Source organism: Rhizobium sp. BK379, assembly GCF_014193955.1.
Classification (GTDB): Bacteria; Pseudomonadota; Alphaproteobacteria; order Rhizobiales; family Rhizobiaceae; genus Rhizobium.
Map to the genome: position 1 here is coordinate 1768885 of NZ_JACIAD010000001.1, position 17938 is coordinate 1786822.

15 protein-coding genes are annotated in these 17938 nt (G+C 59.3%); 8 read left to right on the top strand and 7 right to left on the bottom strand.

All coding sequences use genetic code 11. From position 1 onward, the window contains the following. Positions 1–25: 25 nt before the first annotated feature. Positions 26–490 (bottom strand): preQ(1) synthase, encoded by a 465-nt coding sequence (gene queF, locus FHT93_RS09055; RefSeq protein WP_112972187.1) that lies wholly within the window; start codon positions 488–490, stop codon positions 26–28. Beyond that, positions 490–1404 carry a CDF family cation efflux transporter EmfA gene (emfA, locus tag FHT93_RS09060; protein ID WP_183847165.1) on the bottom strand — a complete coding sequence of 305 codons (915 nt, stop codon included), beginning with the start codon at positions 1402–1404 and terminating at the stop codon, positions 490–492. Before emfA ends, queF begins: the two co-directional genes overlap by 1 nt. 214 nt (positions 1405–1618) lie before the next feature. On the opposite strand from emfA, the gene FHT93_RS09065 reads away from it, so the two are divergent. From FHT93_RS09065 to FHT93_RS09080, 4 genes are all read left to right on the top strand, one after another. Continuing rightward, positions 1619–2113, top strand: a complete 495-nt coding sequence (locus FHT93_RS09065; RefSeq protein ID WP_113016475.1) for a MarR family transcriptional regulator — start codon at positions 1619–1621, stop codon at positions 2111–2113. Continuing rightward, the gene (locus tag FHT93_RS09070; RefSeq protein ID WP_113016474.1) at positions 2110–2790 is read left to right on the top strand and encodes a GNAT family N-acetyltransferase; all 681 of its coding nucleotides are present in this window, start codon (positions 2110–2112) and stop codon (positions 2788–2790) included. The genes FHT93_RS09065 and FHT93_RS09070 overlap by 4 nt, the downstream gene beginning before the upstream one ends. Positions 2791–2894: 104 nt before the next feature. Next, positions 2895–3419 (top strand): hypothetical protein, encoded by a 525-nt coding sequence (locus tag FHT93_RS09075; RefSeq protein WP_183847167.1) that lies wholly within the window; start codon positions 2895–2897, stop codon positions 3417–3419. 100 nt (positions 3420–3519) lie between these two features. Next, positions 3520–3684, top strand: a complete 165-nt coding sequence (locus FHT93_RS09080) for a DUF1328 domain-containing protein (protein ID WP_007824505.1) — start codon at positions 3520–3522, stop codon at positions 3682–3684. Between the two features lie 71 nt (positions 3685–3755). On the opposite strand, the gene FHT93_RS09085 is transcribed toward FHT93_RS09080, so the two are convergent. Then, positions 3756–5945 (bottom strand): anthranilate synthase, encoded by a 2190-nt coding sequence (locus FHT93_RS09085; protein WP_113144414.1) that lies wholly within the window; start codon positions 5943–5945, stop codon positions 3756–3758. Between the two features lie 266 nt (positions 5946–6211). Beyond that, positions 6212–8440, bottom strand: coding sequence for a TonB-dependent hemoglobin/transferrin/lactoferrin family receptor (locus FHT93_RS09090; RefSeq protein ID WP_183847169.1), 2229 nt, complete (start codon positions 8438–8440; stop codon positions 6212–6214). A gap of 283 nt (positions 8441–8723) precedes the next feature. On the opposite strand from FHT93_RS09090, the gene FHT93_RS09095 reads away from it, so the two are divergent. Continuing rightward, positions 8724–9626 carry an extensin family protein gene (locus FHT93_RS09095; RefSeq protein ID WP_183847171.1) on the top strand — a complete coding sequence of 301 codons (903 nt, stop codon included), beginning with the start codon at positions 8724–8726 and terminating at the stop codon, positions 9624–9626. Between the two features lie 91 nt (positions 9627–9717). Then, a complete protein-coding gene (locus tag FHT93_RS09100) occupies positions 9718–9945 on the top strand; it encodes a hypothetical protein (RefSeq protein ID WP_183847173.1) in 228 nt (75 codons plus the stop codon). Here the strand turns inward: FHT93_RS09100 and FHT93_RS09105 are convergent. After that, on the bottom strand, positions 9924–11603 hold the full coding sequence (locus FHT93_RS09105) for a formate--tetrahydrofolate ligase (RefSeq protein WP_113016469.1): 1680 nt from the start codon (positions 11601–11603) through the stop codon (positions 9924–9926). The two genes, FHT93_RS09100 and FHT93_RS09105, sit on opposite strands and share 22 nt — an antisense overlap. Before the next feature lie 174 nt (positions 11604–11777). Between FHT93_RS09105 and FHT93_RS09110 the strand changes: the two genes are divergently transcribed. Then, positions 11778–12305 carry a TIGR00645 family protein gene (locus tag FHT93_RS09110; protein WP_112543515.1) on the top strand — a complete coding sequence of 176 codons (528 nt, stop codon included), beginning with the start codon at positions 11778–11780 and terminating at the stop codon, positions 12303–12305. A gap of 79 nt (positions 12306–12384) precedes the next feature. On the opposite strand, the gene FHT93_RS09115 is transcribed toward FHT93_RS09110, so the two are convergent. Continuing rightward, entirely contained in the window at positions 12385–14055 is a 1671-nt protein-coding gene (locus FHT93_RS09115) for a hypothetical protein (protein WP_183847175.1), read from the bottom strand. 96 nt (positions 14056–14151) lie between these two features. Further along, positions 14152–17268: a bifunctional proline dehydrogenase/L-glutamate gamma-semialdehyde dehydrogenase PutA gene (gene putA / locus FHT93_RS09120; RefSeq protein ID WP_112972177.1), complete on the bottom strand. Its 3117-nt coding sequence runs from the start codon at positions 17266–17268 to the stop codon at positions 14152–14154. A gap of 112 nt (positions 17269–17380) precedes the next feature. Between putA and FHT93_RS09125 the strand changes: the two genes are divergently transcribed. Further along, positions 17381–17842, top strand: coding sequence for an Lrp/AsnC ligand binding domain-containing protein (locus FHT93_RS09125; RefSeq protein ID WP_112543512.1), 462 nt, complete (start codon positions 17381–17383; stop codon positions 17840–17842). The last annotated feature ends 96 nt before the right edge of the window (positions 17843–17938 follow it).

Consider the following 17938-nt stretch of genomic DNA (forward strand, 5'->3'; position numbering starts at 1 on the left):
ATCGCTGGCTGCGCCCGACCACGTCTCACCCACGTCCACGATAGGTGGCGACACCCTGATCCGGCAGCCATACGCCTTCCGGCGGCTTACCGGTCTGCCAGAAGACGTCGATCGGAATGCCGCCGCGCGGATACCAGTAGGCGCCGATGCGCAGCCACTTCGGATCCAGAAGCTCGACGATGCGCTTGGCGATATAGATCGAGCAATCCTCGTGGAAGGCGCCGTGATTACGGAAGGAATGCAGGAAGAGCTTCAGCGACTTCGATTCCACCAGAAATTCATTGGGAATGTAATCGATGACGATATGGGCGAAATCCGGCTGTCCGGTCATTGGGCAGAGCGAGGTGAATTCCGGCGCGGTGAAGCGCACGACATAATCGGTGCCGGCATGATTGGATGGCACCTTTTCCAGAATCGCCTCTTCGGGGTTCTTGGCGGTTTCCGTCTGCTGGCCCAGCATCGAAAGGCTGGAAACGTCTGTATTGGGCATTACGCCTCCTTGATCACTTTAACACGGATGCCATGGGCCTTTTCGCCCTCCGGCTCCACGTGAATGGCAATTGTCGCGCCCGCATGCACGGCGCGGATGGCATCTTCAAGGCGGTCGCAAATATCATGCGCTTCGCGAACCGTCATCTTGCCGGGCACGACGAGATGGAAATCGACGAAGGTCACCGAGCCGGCACGCCGGGTCTTGAGATCATGCACACCGATAGAGCCTGCCGCATGGGTGGCGATCGCCTGCTTGATCGCCTCCTGTTCCTGCGGCTCGACCGCCTGATCCATCAGTCCGCCGATCGACTGCGAGATCACTTTCCAGCCTTGATAGAGAATGTTGAGCGCAACGAGAATGGCGAGAATGGGATCGAAGATCGCATAACCGGTCGCAAGCGCCAGAAGCAGGCCAACGAGAACGCCGACCGAAGTGACCACATCCGACATGATGTGCTGCCCATCCGCCGTCAAGGCTGCGGAGCGGTGCTGTCGCCCGGTACGGATCAAAAGCCGCGCCCATACGGTATTGATGACACCAGCGGCAATATTGATTGCAAGGCCGAGCACGGGCGCCTCGAGCATGCGCGGGTTGGCGAGATGGCTGACGGCCTGCTGAACGATCAGCAGCGCGGCAACGACGATCATCACGCCTTCGGTGACGGCCGAAAGATATTCAGCCTTGTGATGGCCGAAGGGATGGTCATGGTCTGCCGGCTTCTGCGCATAACGGATGACGAAGAAGGCGATGAAGGCCGCCACCACGTTGACGAAGGATTCCAGCCCGTCCGAAAGCAGAGCCACAGAGCCCGTCACCCACCAGGCGACCATCTTCAGTCCCATGACGCCAAGCGACATGGGAATGCCCCAGAACGCCAGTTTCCGAACCGTGAGATTGCCCTCGTCGCTCATATCGTCCCCCTGCGGTTGCGAATGAATTGCAGCATTTAAGCCATTGAAACGCAAAACCGCCCGCGCGGGAATCGCGCAGGCGGCTGATGCGGGTGATATGGGCAATCGCACTCGAAATGTCAAAGGCTTTGGCACTTCGGAACAAAGACAGATCTGATTGACGAAAATTTTATAACCATTTATATAACCTGTAATGCAAATGGGAGAAACGGCCTTGGTGGAAGATGTCGTGAAATCGCTGGGCTACCTTTGCCTGGGCAGCCGCTTCCGCCGCATTGGTGAGCGTCTGCAGGCCGATACGCAACAGGTGATCGAGGAACGGGGCGTCTCCATCCAGGCGGCGCAATATCCTTTCCTCGGCGCCATCGACAGGCTCGGCCCGCTGACGATAGGCGAACTGGCGCAAGCCGTCGGCATCACCCAGCCCGGCGCGACCCGCACCGCCTCCCAGCTGATGGAACTCGGCCTCCTCGACATGCAGCCATCCGCTGAGGATCAACGGCGCAGGGTCGTGTCGCTGACACCAAAAGGACAGGAACTCGTCGATTATTCCAGGCAACAGGTTTGGCCGCATATCGCGGCCGCCGTTGCCGATCTCTGCCGGGATCTCAACGGCCCGTTGCTGGAACAGCTTGCCGCAATCGAAGACGGCCTCGCCGAAGCACCGCTTACTCGCCGGACGAGCGCCCTGAAGGAGAAGACCCCATGAGCCATATTCTCGATCGGCCTATCTGGAACGCGCTCCACACCGCACATGCCGATCTCGCCGAAGGCGGCGAACGGGCGATGCGCTATCCGCCGTCAATCGTCCCCTTCGCGGCCGCCGCCGACGATACGCGCGAAAGCCTCGAAGCGCTGGAGAACCTTCCTGCCGTTGATGAGGCCATGGCGATTGTCGAAGCCGGCCCCGTCATCATACCGCAGGGACTGACGGTCGTCGCCGAGGGAAAGCTGGTGCAGATGATCGCCGAGCGGCCTTACGAGCGCATTTCCGACAGCCGGTTGCAGCCACTGACCTCTGACGATGCGGAGGAAATGCTCGCGCTGGCGACGCTGACCAAACCCGGCCCCTTCACACTCCGCGCCCAGAGCCTCGGCACTTTCTGGGGCGTGAGGATCGATGGCCGTCTCGTCGCCATGGCTGGACAGCGCCTGCGCCACCCGGGATTTGGCGAACTCAGCGGCCTCTGCACCCACCCGGATTTTCAGGGACGCGGCCTCGGCACCCTGCTCTTCCGCTATGTCGCGGGCGAAATCTCCGCCAGGGGCGACACAGTTTTCCTGCATGCCTATTACACCAACACGCCGGCCATCACGCTCTACAAGGCGCTCGGCTTCAAACTGCGGTCGGAAATGAACCTGCGCGTCGTCAAGCGAGGCGCATAGGTCGGCCAAAACGCCGCGGTCTCCTGCTTTTGCCGTTTGTGCCATGATAGCGACCCAATTGCATGGTGTTGACGGCCCTGCAGTCAATTGGGGACCGCGCGGATATGCATTGGATCAATCGCTACATCGACCAACCGTTGCTCGACGGTGCGGCCAGCTCCTTGCGGGCCTGGCATAGTCGCACCGGCCTGTCGCCTGAGCGGCTGGAGCCGCTCTGGAATATTGCAGTGACAGGCCTCCTGCTCTTTGCTGCCGGCCATTTCCTCTCCGGGCCGGCGCTGCTTCTATGTTACGGCGGCCTGGTCATGTTGACGCTTCCCTCCGTCTGGATGCTCTTTACATCCGGCCGCGACGTGGGCGGCTACGACGTTGCTGCCTACAAGAAGCTGAGAACCAGGGCGTTCATGAAGCGCGAGGCGGAATGGGCCGTACGGCTCGCCATCCTCTTCACTGCTATCTGCCTTCCCTTCGTCTCGCGCTCGGATGATGCGACGGCCGCCTATTTCATGATCGGCGCCAGTCTCTGGTTCGTGCTGACCGGCCCGGCCAGATCCTATCTGGCAGCTGCCGAACCGCCGATGCCGCGTGACGGCGATCCCTCATTCAAGGCCGACCTGCAGTTCAGCTGAAAAGCACTGGTCCAGCACGTAATTCAATTGGTCGCGGCACCAATGGAACGAAGCGCTCTCGTTTCCGTTATATTGCCAGCAACCGATAAAGGAGATCGCGATGCTGTATTATGCTCTGGTATTTCTCGTCGTAGCCCTGATTGCAGGCGTCCTTGGATTTGGCGGCATTGCCGGCGCATCCGCTTCGATCGCCCAGGTCCTGTTTTTCATCTTCCTGGTGCTGTTCGTCGTATCCATCGTCGCCCGGCTCATGCGGCGCGTATAGACGAACATCCCAAACACAAAAAACCCGCCGTTTCCGGCGGGTTTTTTGTGGGTTCAAGAGGCCGCCGGCCGTCAGGCCGCCTTGGTCTTGGCACGGCGGGCGAGATGCGCCACCACATTCTCGATCATGCGCATGCCGGCATCGCCGCCGAGCGTCATGATCGATTCCGGATGGAACTGCACGGCCGCGATCGGCTCCTTGGCATGCTCGATGCCCATGATCGTACCGTCCTCGCTTTCGGCAGTGATGATGAAATCCCGCGGCAGCGTCGAAGGATCGGCAAAGATCGAGTGATAACGGCCGACCGTGACTTCCTTGGCAAGGCCCGAGAAGACGATGCCCGGCTCCAACACGCGAATGCGTGACGGTTTGCCATGCATCGGCAGAGCCAGATGACGAAGCTCGCCGCCATAGGCTTCGGCCAGCGCCTGCAAGCCCAGGCAGACGCCAAAGATCGGAAGGTTGCGAGCGCGGGCCTTCTTGATCGTCGCCTTGCAGTCGAAATCCTTCGGGTTCCCAGGTCCCGGCGACAGAACGACGAGATCAGGGTTCAGCCGATCGAAGATTTCTTCCGGCACCGGCGTACGCACAGTCGAGACGGTCGCCCCCGTCTGGCGGAAGTAATTCGCCAGCGTATGCACGAAACTGTCTTCGTGGTCGATCAACAGGATGTTGACGCCCTTGCCAACAGAGGCGACATCGCGCTGGGTCTTGCCGGAATTGCCGGTCTTGGCATCGCGGATGGCGGAAAGCATGGCAGAGGCCTTCAGTTCGGTTTCGGCTTCTTCTTCCTCGGGAATGGAATCGTTGAGCAACGTCGCACCGGCGCGCACTTCGGCAATTCCATCCTTGATGCGCACGGTGCGCAGCGTCAGGCCGGTATTCATGTCGCCATTGAAGCCGACCATGCCGATCGCCCCACCATACCATGCGCGCGGGCTCTTCTCATGCGCTTCGATGAAACGCATGGCCCAAAGCTTCGGCGCACCGGTTACAGTCACGGCCCAGGCATGGCTCAGGAAGCCATCGAAGGCGTCCATATCGTCCCGCAGACGGCCTTCGATATGGTCGACCGTGTGGATGAGGCGCGAATACATCTCGATCTGGCGGCGACCGATGACCTTGACCGAACCCGGCTCGCAGACGCGGCTCTTGTCGTTGCGGTCGACGTCCGAGCACATGGTGAGTTCGGACTCGTCCTTCTTCGAGTTCAGGAGCTTGAGAATCTGCTCACTGTCGGCGATCGGATCGTCGCCGCGCTTGATCGTGCCCGAGATCGGGCAGGTCTCGATGCGGCGACCGGAAACACGCACGAACATTTCCGGCGAGGCACCGACCAGATATTCCTGGTTTCCAAGGTTGATGAAGAAGGAATAGGGGGACGGATTGATCGCCTTCAGCCGCTTGGAAATATCCGAAGGCTTGCTTTCGCAGCGCTCCATGAACTTCTGCCCGGGCACCACTTCGAAGAGATCCCCCTTGCGGAAGCTCTCCTTCGCCTTGACGACGAGCTCGGCATATTCCCCCGGACGATGATCGCTCTTCGGCGGGATCGTATCCGTTCGGATAAACGGCTCGGCTGCAATGTCGCCTGCCCTGCCCTCGGTCGTCTTGCCGTTCTTGGAGAAATCGTAGCGATCAACCCAGGCCTTGGCAGCATAGTTATCAACGACGAGGATTTCATCCGGCAGGTAAAGCACCATGTCGCGCTGGTCGGAAGGTCGTTCCAGCTTCAGATCGATCGCGTCGAACTGGAAGGCGAGATCGTAGCCGAAAGCGCCATAGAAGCCGATGCTGGCATCGGCTTGCGAATAGAAAAGATCAGTGATGGCGCGAAGTACGGTAAACACCGTCGGCATCTTCGAGCGCTCTTCTTCGGTGAAAACGCGGTCAGGCATCTTGACCGTCAGATCGAGCCTGCGCGCGGTCAGTGCGCCGAGTTCCAGTTCGCTGACGGTCTTCAGTCGCTCGACGATGAACTCGAGGATGACCTCGCCGCGCTCGTTATAGGCTTCGATCCAGACATTGCGGCCGAAGGAGGAGACACCGAGCGGCGGATCGACGACAGCCGTATCCCAACGCGTATAGCGGCCCGGATATTCGTAGTTCGACGAGAAGACGGCGCCGCGCCGCTCATCGAGCTTATCGACATAGGACGAAACAGCATCGGCATAGGGAATGGCCCGCCTTTGCCGCGTGACGGTAATACCGCCCTTTGTCTCGTAGATTTCCGCACCATCATCCCGCAGGATCGTTACCATAGTTCCACTCCGTTATCGGGCCCGGACGAAAGGCGGCCTTTGAAACAAAAAAGCCGCCTCGAAGTTTCGGGCGGCTCGTTCGTCGTCTTTGGACACGATTGGTCGAGGCCGCCTCAGCGAGCCCACCACCAAACTGCAATGTTCAAGGACTTCTTCATGGGCGAAATTGTTAGCCTGAGATGAAGCCAAGCGCAAGAGGCGATCAGCCCACGAAAAAGGGCGGCCCGAAAGCCGCCCCTGCCCCAGCCTTGAAGGCTGATTTCTCATCAGAATGTCTTGGTGACCGAGATCTTGAAGGTACGGCCCGGCTCCGAATACCACTCCTTCGGCTGCGAAGACGTCGCGCTGAGGTTCACGTCGCGAACGGCGAGCGCACTGTAATATTCCTGATCGAAGATGTTGTAGACACCACCCTGGATGCGCAGTCCCTTGACCTGCTCCGGCGTCCACCATGCCGTCAGGTCGACGATACCATAACCAGGTGCGTCAAACGACGTCAGTGCATTGTCGTTGCCGGTCATCTGGGACGAGAGCGTCGAGGAAAGGTCGAAACCGTATTCGTCATTGCTCCAGCCACCGCCGATGATCGCCTTGAACGGCGCCACGGAACGCAACCGCTCCTGCGTGTCGTCATTGCGGCCATAAGTGTAGGCCAGCGAGGTGTGAAGGTTGATACCGTTGTCGAACGTCTTGATGAGGTTGGCTTCGAGACCGGAGATCGAAGCTGAAGAAACGTTCGTGTAGTTGAACGTCGTAAAGCCGCCCGCGTCAACGGTTGTCACGGTCTCGATGAAGTTCTGATAGCGGGTATGGAAGGCCGCAACCCGCCCCTGCAGGCCACCTGTGTCGAAGTTGGCGCCAATCTCGATACCACGGCCGATTTCCGGATCCAGATCCGGATTGCCGAGCTGTGCGTAGCGACCGGTCGGGTTGTAGAAGCGGCTGTAGAGTTCATCGACGGTAGGAGCACGGAAACCGACGGCAAGCTGTGCGTAGAGCTGCACGTCGGGCGTCAGATCATAGGTCGCAAGCAGCTTCGGCGACATGGCGGCTTCCGTGCGGTCATGCAAAGTGCCGAAACGCGTAACACCGGTATTTGTCGCGAAGCCACCGCCGGCCGAAGGATTGTAATTGAACCAATCGAAGCGGAAGCCGGGCGTCAAAGCGAAACCGGTATTGCCGATCTCGATCCGGTCTTCAAAAGTCAGCGCAAGATTCTGGCTGTCGACATCAGGCACTTCCGCCTGGTTGTTGAGCGACGGGCACGTGGTTGGGGTCGGGCAAAGGGCCGAGCTATACTGCGTCCACTTGGAAACACCGATATCAAGACCGATGCGAACCGAGTGATTGAGGCCGGAATATTCGAAATCCTTGGTCGCCGTGCCGCTGAAGCCCCAGGTTTCGTTTTCGATCTCGTTGTTGCGACCGTAGGCAACGTTGGCAGCAGTTCGACCGTGGCTGCCGGCTTCCTTCTTCAGATCAAGCCAGTAGAGTGTCGCCCGAGCACTGCTGAAAAAGGCGTCGGAAGACTGCGCTTCATAGTCATAATCGAGCGAGACACGATCACGATCTCGCAGGTCGCGGCCGTCGAAATTGTTGATCATGTAGGTGCGGCCAGTGCCCTGCTGCTCCCGGAGATCGGTTTTCAGGTCACGCCGGAAACGCTCGGCCGTCAGCCCGATGCGATGACCGCCTTCGAGATCCTGACGCAACTTGAAGAGCAGGTTGTGCTGATCGAAATCCGCAGGATCCGCCTCGGTGCGCAAACGCCCGTAGCTGTCATTGTCACCCTTGTTGTCGCGCTCATGGCCCTTGCGGTAGCTACCTTGGAAGAGGATCGACGTATTGCCGACCTTCTTGGCAGCGGCTGCGGATCCGGAAATGCTGCGATCTTCGCTGTCATAGGTCGATTTGACGATCGCGCCCCAGTCGCGGTCTTCCGGAATGAGGTCTTCGGGCTCGAGCGTATTGAGGACGAAGGCGCCGCCCAGCATGCCGGAACCACCCTTGCTCGAATCCGCGCCGCGCACGATGTCGAGAGAGGAAAGTGAATCGAAATCGAACGTGTCGCCGCCGCCATTGGCGTTGCTGGTCGCAAAAGCCCCCTGCCGGGAGCTGTTGGACAGATACGGGATCGGGATCCCGTCGATCGTCGTCAGGATACGCGGGCCGGAAAGGCCGCGCAGATTGAAGCCGGCGTCTGCACGCGAATAGTTCACCGTCGCATCGACGCTGCGGCCGATATCGTCGTAATTCGTGACCTGCTTCTGCTCCAGTTCCTTCTTGTCGATCTCAGTCGCAAGCGGCGTGTCGGCAATACTGCCGGGAGCCGCGCGATTTCCCTTGACGACGATTTTCTGAAGGACCGTTGCGCCTTCGGCATTCGTGGCCGGCGTGCTTGCCGGAGCGCTCTGAGCGAAAGCGTTTGAAACTGGAAAAACAAGTGCGGCTGCTGTGCAGACCATTAGAACCGAGCGCCAATGCCGGACGATCATAACCTACCCTCAAATGGAAATTACCGGGCTGGCTGTCGTGGCGTTTCGGGCGCTCGAGGGGCTGGCTAGGTTTGCGGACGACGGCGGAGATTTCCGCCTTCTTTTTGCCGCATAAAAAACATGAGTTTTATTGTCAATATATTCAGCCAATTTATGTTGAATAATACAATCAAGTTTTACCGATGTCGACAAAACGTTGCGCAATTGCAACGAAACCGGTCCTTTCGCGTTAACTCTCCGCTCGATCAACGACGGGAAACGACGTGTGAGAGAATTTCGGAAGATGGCGGTCCTCCTCGCCGCACTCGCCCTGCTCCCTGGTGCAAGATTGCCGCGAACCGGCCCCTTGCCGGAACCCAAGCCAGAGACGGCAACCGAAAGCCCTTCGGTCCAGCCTGAAAAAAAGCCGGAAACGGAGGCAGTTCCTGAAGCCAAACCGGAGCTAAAACCCGATACGCCGCCGCAGGCTTCCGACATTCCGACGCCGGAGCCGAAGCCCAGCGAAGCCTCTGCCACGCCATCGGCTGAAAAATTTGGCCCGCCGCCGCCCCCGCTGGAAGACCAGAAACCACCGAGCCCGGCCGAGCAGACGCTCGAAGAACAGCACCTGACCATCGAGCCGGAGAGCGACGCGGACCATGCCGAATGCGTGAAGGAATTGCAGAGCCTTGGCGTCGTCTTTCGCGAAACACCCCGCATCGACGACGGCAACGGCTGCGGCATCGACAAGCCCATCATTGTCTCGCAGGCTTTGCCCGGTATTACGTTGAAACCCGAAGCCACACTTCGCTGCCCGACGGCACTGGCGCTTGCACAGTGGATGAAGGGTAGTGTCATTCCAGCAGCTTCGGTCGCACTGCCGGCCAACGGTGGCATTACCACCATCAATCAGGCTTCGGCCTATATCTGCCGCCTGCGCAACAGCGCCGAGACCGGCAAGATTTCCGAACATGCCCGCGGCAATGCCATCGACATTGGAAGCTTCAGCTTCAACAAGGGCGAGCCTGTCGAGGTCCGCTCACGACGCGAGGACTCGACACTGACAGGCGCATTCCAGCGTACCGTCAGCGCCGCAGGCTGCCTCTATTTCACGACCGTGCTCGACCCCGAAAGCGATGCCGCCCATGAGACCCATTTCCATCTTGACGTGATCGAGAGAAAGGGCGGTTATCGCTACTGCCACTAGAAATTTCAGACACTTGAGATGACAGCTTGAATCAGATCCTCAAATACCCAGATCAAAGTCTCGGGACGACGATGTCGAGGATCGCAAGTGCATGAAGGCTATCGCAGCCTGCATTATCTTCGGACTGCTTGTTACTGCCATAGGCTTGCTGTTTTCAGGCCATGTCTTTTGGCTCCTGCCGATAGCGATATTGGCTGGCGGAAGCTTTCAGCGGCTGTTCGTTTGGCTATTCATCGACCCCGACGACGAGAAGCGTCGACGCCATCTCGTCACGAGCAGCGCGAACGCCACTGGGGATCAGAACAACCCTTCGATATAACCCTGATCGTTGAGGAAAATCCGTTCCGCCGACGGCGATTTCGGCAGGCCGGGCATAGTCATGATCTCGCCGGTAATGACGACGACAAAGCCGGCGCCCGCCGACAGCCTTACTTCGCGCACCGACACTACATGCCCCTCCGGCGCACCGCGCAGGTTCGGATCTGTCGAAAAGGAATATTGCGTCTTCGCCATGCAGACCGGCAGCTTGCCATAGCCTTGTGCTTCCCAGGCCGCCAGCTGGTCGCGGACCGCCTTGTCGGCCGTCACCTCGCCGGCATGATAGATCTTCGAAGCGACGATCTCGATCTTTTCGATGAGCGGCAGGTCGTCGCCATAAAGCGGCTCGAACCTTGCCTGTCCGGATTCGGCTAGCTCCACGACCTTGTAGGCAAGGTCCTCGATGCCGGCAGAACCTTCCGCCCAGTGACGGCAAAGGATGGCTTCGGCGCCATGACGCGCGACATATTCCTGCACGGCGGCGATTTCAGCATCGGTATCCGAAACGAAATGATTGATCGCAACGACGACAGGAACGCCGAACCTGCGCACATTGGCGATATGGCGGCCAAGATTGGAGCAGCCGCGAACCAGCGCCTGAACATTCTCCGCGCCGAGATCGTCCTTCTTGACGCCGCCATTCATCTTCAGCGCCCGGACTGTCGCGACGATCACCGCGGCACTCGGTTTCAAGCCGGCCTTGCGGCATTTGATGTTGAAGAATTTCTCCGCGCCGAGATCCGCTCCGAAGCCCGCTTCCGTCACGACATAGTCGCCGAGCTTCAACGCAGTCTTCGTCGCGACCACCGAGTTGCAGCCATGGGCGATATTGGCGAATGGACCGCCATGCACGAAGGCCGGATTATTTTCGAGCGTCTGCACGAGGTTCGGCTGCATGGCATCCTTCAGCAGGACGGCCATCGCGCCATCGGCCCTGAGATCGCGGGCATAGACCGGCGTCTTGTCGAAGCGGTAACCGATGATGATCTCTCCGAGCCTTCGCTCCAGATCCTTGAGATCGGTCGCAAGGCACAGGATCGCCATGACTTCGGACGCGACGGTGATATCGAAGCCGTTCTGCCGCGGGAACCCGTTGGATACGCCGCCGAGCGAGGACACCATGCTGCGCAGTGCCCGGTCGTTCATGTCCATCACCCGTCGCCACGTGATGCGGCGCAGATCGATATTCTCTTCGTTGCCCCAATAGATGTGATTGTCGATCATCGCCGCCAGCAGATTATGCGCCGAGGTGATCGCGTGGAAATCGCCGGTGAAATGCAGGTTGATGTCTTCCATCGGCACGACCTGGGCATATCCGCCGCCTGCCGCTCCACCCTTCACACCGAAGCAGGGACCGAGCGAGGCCTCGCGCACGCAGACGATCGCTGTCTTGCCGATGCGGTTGAGCCCGTCGCCGAGACCGACGGTGGTCGTCGTCTTGCCCTCGCCTGCCGGCGTCGGATTGATGGCAGTGACAAGGATCAGCTTACCGTCCTTCTTGTCCTCCTGGGCGGCGATGAATTCGGCGCTGATCTTCGCCTTGTCGTGACCGTAGGGAACGAGCTGCTCCGGCGGGATGCCGAGCTTGGCGCCGATCTCGAAAATCGGCTTCTTTGTTGCCTCACGCGCAATTTCGATATCGGATTTGATGGCAGCCATGGATCGTGTTCCCGTTTTCTCTGCGCGCCCGATTTCTCTATGCGCGACGGACTCGGCGCTTATTTCAATCGGATAGCGAAATATGCCCAAACTGTGAATAGCGCCGCGCCTTGCCCTGCGGCTATTCCATTGTTTATTAGGGGTCAGCGATTCTAAGACTTACGGGGGTAGACCGTGAAATCACTCGAACTTTTGGTCGAGCGCATCATCCTTTCCAGCCGTTGGCTGCTTGTGGTCTTCTATATCGGCCTTGTCCTTGCCTTGGCCGTCTATGCCGTGGCCTTCGCTTTCAAATTCCTGAAGGTCGCAGGAAGCGTGTTCGAGCTCGGCGAGGCCGAAATGATCCTCGCCATGCTCGGTCTCATCGATGCGGCACTCGTCGCAAGCCTCATCGTCATGGTCATGATCTCCGGCTACGAGAATTTCGTCAGCCGCTTCGACGAGGCTGAAAAGGAAGGCGAAGTCTCCTTCCTCGGCAAGCTCGATTCCGGCAGCCTGAAGATCAAGGTCGCCTCCTCCATCGTCGCCATCTCCTCCATCCACCTGCTGCAGGTCTTCCTCAACGTCGATCAATATACCGACGGCAAGATCATGTGGCTGACCCTCATGCATCTGGCCTTCGTTGTGTCTGCGGTCATGCTCGGCTTCCTAGAAAAGTTGATGAGCGTGACCTCGAAGAACGACCTGAAGGACAAGGGCTAAAGCGGCGTCAGGCCGTGAAAGACGGCGGTGTGAAGCAGAAGCGCCGTGTCGCGGCGGCGCCTCTTTTCGAAACTCGGCATCAGTTAACTGAAGCAGACGCCGGAACGATTGCCGCCTCGGATTTTCTGGGGCACAGAACGCTTTCCTTAGCGTTTGGTCCGCAGACATGAAGGCCGGGCTCCTCATCGTAGGGGATCACACCATCGATGATCTCAAGCCTGAGCGCCTGAGGCGGATATATATCTCCTCTCCCGAAAGACGGCGTTATCATCATCGTGTCGAATGTGTCGGGACTGACGCCCATCTCACTGAAATAGGCAATGAATTTTCCGCGCTCAGTCTCCGTAACCTTGCTCGCCGGTTGGCTGAGGCCGAGAGCGGAAGTTCGTCCCACGAGCCGCGACGTTCCGCCCATAAAGGCAATGGTGCAGCTCGAAAAACAGTACGCCCCACCGGCAAAGACTTCCCCCTCGGTCGGCCCGCTTTTGGCCATGCTCGCGGTACAACGCGGATCCTGCATCGGACAATTCGGCAGGCGCGTTCTGCCAATTGACGTATCGAGGCCCGCAGCGCGGATCATACGTCCCATTGCGAAAGCTGCATCCTTGTCGCCACCAAAGGACTGAAAGACGACCGGCAACTTTCTGTCGCCGAGTGTCTTCAAGATCGCTTCCAGCTGAGCCGGTGTATCCGGCATGATGTCGCCATCCGCCGAGATCCACTGCGTGCATTCTTCCTGGCAATTGCCTTTGTACATCAGGAGGAAGTCCATCGGATGGGTTTTAGGCGCAGGATAGCTTGGGGATACGGTCGCACTCTTCACGGGCGGCTCAGGCACAGCAGCTTTGGGCGCCGGATGGCGATAGCATGCGGCATCGGCCGCTGCGTCCTGCGCGCAGAGCGGCATGCCGGGCCATTCATTGTAAGCCAGCATATCTGTGATCAGACCTGTCCGAAGTGCTTCAGTCGGCACGACCATCGCCATGCTGTCGGGTGTGGCGCTCATCATCAGGTCAACGATGTCATCGCTGACCCCCATCTCTTTCAGATACGCCTTCAGGGTCGCGCTAGCTTTTTTGCCGAGCTTGGTGGAACTGCTCTGCCCGGTAACTTTGCGGCCAATCTCCTTACGGGAAACTTCCTGCTTCTTCCCATTCACCATCTTGTATTCGATGCGATAGGAGACGCGCATCTTGTTGTAGACGGTCGTGATCTGATGGACGCCGATATAGGCCCATTGAGACGAGACTCGCGTCGTGCCGCCCGCCAAAGCCAGCGGGCACGCAGAAACGCAATATGCGCCATACGAATAGGTGGATCCAGCTGCAGCGCCATTCCGGCCGATGGCAGCCGCGCAACGCAAATCCTCAGGCGGACAGCCTTCCAGCCGCGTACCACCGACCGCCGATTCCAGCCCAGCCTTGCGAATCATTCGTCCCATTACATAGGCGGCATTCACATCCCCACCTTCGGAACGGAACACGATCGGCAATTTCCGATTCCCGATCTTCCTGAGAATTTTTCTCATTTGGGCAGGTGTGTCGGAGGTTATGCGCCCCTCTGCCGAAATCCATTCCGGACAGTCTTGCTTGCAGACAGATTTATGCACGATGACGAAGCTCATCGGTGGATGTTCCGGCTGCTTCTGCTCTGCGGCCTGCAATAGCGCAATTGGAAGGCTGGAAAGAACTAAAGCAAGTATTATTCGAGAAAACAGATACTTTACGGAAAGGAAAATTGCAAAGCGCACGAGTAGATTGCCTCAGTTGCATCCGATCATACGCTTAGCAATTGGTTTGAACGGCAGCAAGCGGGGTTCCCACAGACTTGCTGCCATTTCATTACTTCATTCGCCCATCGCGATCAGGCTGGCATTGCCACCAGCCGCGGCGGTGTTTACCGAGATCACCTGTTCCAGCGCAAAACGCTGCAGATAGGCCGGACCGCCAGCCTTGAAGCCGGTGCCGGAAAGGCTAGAGCCACCAAACGGCTGGGTGCCGACAACGGCGCCGATCATGTTGCGGTTGACATAGATATTGCCGGTATCGAGCGCATCGGTGACGGTGCGGATCGTGGATTCGATACGGCTGTGGATGCCGAGCGTCAGGCCGTAGCCGGAAGCCTGGATCTCCTGCAACACTTTCGGCAATTCCTTCGCCTTCCATCTGACGATGTGCAGAACCGGACCGAAGACCTCCTTGGTCAGCGCGGCAGCCTTGTCGAGCTCGACGATATGCGGCGCAAAGAAGCTGCCGCCCGCAGGCGCCTTGCCGGCAAAACGCACCTTCTGCGTCTTCTGCATGTCGGCGACATGGGCCTCCAGCATAGCCTTCTGCTTGTCGTCGATGATCGGGCCGACATCGGTGGTTTCGAGTGCGGGGTCACCGAGCTGCAGTTCGCGCGCCGCGCCTTCGATCATCTTCGTCATGTGCTCGGCCACATCCTCCTGCAGGAAGAGCAGGCGCAGTGCCGAGCAGCGCTGACCGGCAGAACGGAAGGCCGAGAGGACCACGTCGTCAGCCACCTGCTCACCGAGAGCCGTCGCATCGACCACCATGGCATTGAGCCCACCGGTTTCGGCAATCAGCGGCACGATCGGCCCATCCTTGGCGGCGAGCGCACGGTTGATCGCCCAGGCCGTCTTCGTCGACCCGGTGAAAGCCACACCGGCAAGGGCTGCATGTGCCGTGATCGCAGCACCGACATCGGGACCGCCGGGCACGAAAAGCAGCGCATCTTCCGGCACGCCGGCTTTGTGGAACAGCTTGACCGCCTCATAGGCAATGAGAGGGGTCTGCGGCGCCGGCTTTGCGAGCACGGCATTGCCGGACACGAGGGCTGCCGAAACCTGCCCGAGGAAGATCGCCAGAGGGAAGTTCCAGGGCGAGATGCAGGCAAAGACGCCACGCCCGCGCCAGAGGTAGCGATTGTCCTCACCGGTCGGCCCCGGCATCTTCGTGACAGTGCCAAACAGCCGGCGTGCCTCATCGGCATAGTAGCGGCAGAAATCCACGGCTTCGCGTACTTCGGCCACACCGTCATCGAGCGTCTTGCCGGCCTCAGCTGCCAGAAGCACCAGCAGCCTGTCGCGGTTTTCCTCCATGAGGTCGGCCATGCGCTCCAGTGCCGATGCACGTTCCTCGACGGAGCGCCGCGACCATGTCTTGAAGCCCTTGGCCGCAATCGCAAAAGCCTTGTCGATATCGGCTGCGGTGGCATTGCGCACCGAACCGACGGTCTTCGAATGATTGGAGGGCGAAACCACGGAAACGTCGGAACCGCTGGCAGCGACGCCGGGGATCAGCGGCGTGGCGGAAATGGCAGCAATGCCCTTGCCGATATTGCCCATCAGCCTCTCGAGCGTCGCGCGATGGCCGAATTCCAGCCCCGCACTGTTCTTGCGCTTGCCATAGAGCTGCAATGGCAACGGAATCTTGCTGTTGCGCGCGCTGGCCCCGACATCGAATTCGAGCTTGTCCACCGGACGCTCCAGCAGCGCCTTGATCGGCACGTTCTTGTCGCCGGCCATGGCGACGAAGGAAGAGTTGGCGCCATTTTCGAGCAGACGTCGGACGAGATAGGCGAGTAGGTCGCGATAACCGCCGACCGGCGCATAGATGCGGCAGGCGATGCGGTCGTTGGTATCAAGAAGATGATTGTAGAGGCTCTCGCCCATGCCATGCAGGCGCTGGAACTCGAAGCCGGAGCGATCATTGCCCGCAAGCTCGAGAATGGTGGAAACCGTCAGCGCGTTATGCGTGGCAAATTGCGGAAAGATGCGCGCCCGTTTGGCAAGCATGTGCTGCGCACAGGCAAGGTAGGAAAGGTCCGTCGCCTGCTTGCGTGTCCAGACCGGATAATCATCAAGCCCGCGCTCCTGGGCGCGCTTCACCTCGGTATCCCAGTAGGCGCCCTTGACGAGACGCACCATCATGCGGCGCCCGAGCTTTGCGCAGAGTTGGTCGATATAGTCGATCACGGCAACTGCACGCTTCTGATAGGCTTGGATAGCCAGGCCGAAACCATCCCAGCCGGCGAGCGACGGATCGGAAAAGACGGCGGCGATCACGTCCAGCGAAAGCTCCAGCCGGTCGGCCTCTTCGGCGTCGATGGTGAAATTGAGCTGATGCGCCTTCGCCATCTGCGCGAGCTTCAGGAGATCCGGCACCAGCTCCTTCATCACCCGGTCGCGATGCGTGGCGAGATAACGTGGATGCAGCGCCGAAAGCTTGACGGAAATACCCATGCGGTCGGGCAGATCCTTGCCCTTGCCGTTCTTCGCCATCCAGCCGCCGATCGCCTCGATCGCCATCGCATAGGATTGCCAGTAACGCTTGGCGTCTTCGGCGGTGCGGGCACCCTCGCCCAGCATGTCGAAGGAATGGCGATAGCCCTTTTCCTCACTCTTGGCAGCGCGGTTCAGCGCGTCCTTGATCGTCTCGCCAAGCACGAAATGATGACCGAGGAAACGCATGGCCTGCTTGGTGGCGTTGCGGACGGTCGGCAGGCCCATGCGTTTGACAAGACCCCGCACCACACCTTCAGGCGTTTCGCCGGGCCTGATGATGCGGGCCGAAAGGCCAAGTGCCCAGGCCGAAGCGGAAACGAACCAGCTGTCGGCCTTGCCCTCATGCTCGCTCCAGCCGCCTTCCTTCAGCTTGTCCTCGATCAGCTTGTCCTGCGTCAGCGCATCGGGTACGCGCAGCAGCGCTTCGGCAAGCACCATCAGTGCCAGGCCCTCCTTGGTGGAAAGCCCGTATTCCCTGAGGAAGTCCTCCACGCCGCCGATCGATCCGGAATTGCCGCGGATCGCCTCGATCATGCCGCCGGCGCGCTTGTCGATCGCCCCGTCCTGGGAGGCCGAAAAGCGCAGGCCTTCAGCAAAACCATGCAGCAGTCGGTCATCGTCACCGGCAAATGGAGCGTTGAACAGGGCAAAAGGCGTGGAAATCTGGGTCGGCATGTAGTGTTCTCCGTGATTTCGGCAACATAGCTGTTCATTCGTGGTGTTTTTCACTAAACTGAGGCCGACCAACACGATCTTCGCCTACCGACCGCCTGAAAGGCCGCGAAAAATGAAAGAACTCGACCGTCTTGACCGCAAGATTCTCCGCGCACTGCAGAAGGAAGGGCGGCTTTCCAACATAGAGCTCGCTGAACGCGTCAACCTGTCTCCCACGGCCACTGCCGAGCGCGTCAAGCGACTGAGCCGGGACGGTTATATCACGGGCTATATGGCAATCCTTTCACCGGAAAAACTCGGCCGCAGCCTCCTCGTCTTTGTACAGGTTAAACTTGACCGCACCACGCCTGATGTTTTCGACGCATTTGCTGCGGCAGTAAAACGCAGCGACGACGTGATGGAATGTCATATGGTCGCGGGAGGATTCGACTATCTTGTAAAGGCGCGCATGGCGGGGATGGATGCTTATCGCCAATTCCTCTCGGAAGTGATTCTTTCCCTCCCCGGCGTACGCGAGACACACACCTATGCGGTCATGGAGGAAGTGAAAGGGACGGCGCTTCTACCCGTATAGGCGGTAAATCAACTTAGGCGCGTTTTTCGCTGGTTAATTTTTCAGAAAATGAATTAATCAGTGTGTGCTAAGTCAATTAGGGCTAGCATGCCCGCG

Bases quoted from the DNA above. Each gene is read 5' to 3' on its own strand.
- queF (WP_112972187.1), bottom strand. From the start codon at position 490: ATGCCCAATACAGACGTTTCCAGCCTTTCGATGCTGGGCCAGCAGACG.
- emfA (WP_183847165.1), bottom strand. From the start codon at position 1,404: ATGAGCGACGAGGGCAATCTCACGGTTCGGAAACTGGCGTTCTGGGGC.
- FHT93_RS09070 (WP_113016474.1), top strand. From the start codon at position 2,110: ATGAGCCATATTCTCGATCGGCCTATCTGGAACGCGCTCCACACCGCA.
- FHT93_RS09075 (WP_183847167.1), top strand. From the start codon at position 2,895: ATGCATTGGATCAATCGCTACATCGACCAACCGTTGCTCGACGGTGCG.
- FHT93_RS09080 (WP_007824505.1), top strand. From the start codon at position 3,520: ATGCTGTATTATGCTCTGGTATTTCTCGTCGTAGCCCTGATTGCAGGC.
- FHT93_RS09085 (WP_113144414.1), bottom strand. From the start codon at position 5,945: ATGGTAACGATCCTGCGGGATGATGGTGCGGAAATCTACGAGACAAAG.
- FHT93_RS09090 (WP_183847169.1), bottom strand. From the start codon at position 8,440: ATGATCGTCCGGCATTGGCGCTCGGTTCTAATGGTCTGCACAGCAGCC.
- FHT93_RS09095 (WP_183847171.1), top strand. From the start codon at position 8,724: ATGGCGGTCCTCCTCGCCGCACTCGCCCTGCTCCCTGGTGCAAGATTG.
- FHT93_RS09100 (WP_183847173.1), top strand. From the start codon at position 9,718: ATGAAGGCTATCGCAGCCTGCATTATCTTCGGACTGCTTGTTACTGCC.
- FHT93_RS09105 (WP_113016469.1), bottom strand. From the start codon at position 11,603: ATGGCTGCCATCAAATCCGATATCGAAATTGCGCGTGAGGCAACAAAG.
- putA (WP_112972177.1), bottom strand. From the start codon at position 17,268: ATGCCGACCCAGATTTCCACGCCTTTTGCCCTGTTCAACGCTCCATTT.
- FHT93_RS09125 (WP_112543512.1), top strand. From the start codon at position 17,381: ATGAAAGAACTCGACCGTCTTGACCGCAAGATTCTCCGCGCACTGCAG.